The organism is Erythrobacter sp. HI0063, from assembly GCF_001635685.1.
In the GTDB taxonomy this organism is placed as follows: domain Bacteria; phylum Pseudomonadota; class Alphaproteobacteria; order Sphingomonadales; family Sphingomonadaceae; genus Qipengyuania.
In genome coordinates this window covers 1-205 of sequence record NZ_LWFF01000257.1, presented here as the reverse complement: position 1 = coordinate 205, position 205 = coordinate 1, and the positions used below count along the sequence as shown (strand labels likewise).

1 pseudogene is annotated in these 205 nt (G+C 55.1%); it reads left to right on the top strand.

Annotation, left to right across the window (positions count from 1 at the left end):
• Positions 1–205: pseudogene (locus A3736_RS17965) on the top strand (hypothetical protein); the annotation flags it as partial.

Below are 205 nucleotides of genomic sequence, written 5' to 3'. Positions count from 1 at the left end.
AGGGGCTTACGCTCGTTCAGCTGGCCGATTATGCCGCGATGCGACTGCTGGCACCGAGTGAGATACGTGCCGAGTGGCAAGGCGATCGCCCCGAATCCATTTTAAAGCTTTTCTCCACAAAAGCGGACGAAGTCGAACTATCGATGACTGTCTTCGACGAGTCCTATCTAGCTGCGCTATACAACTTACCGCTCAACGCCAGCCC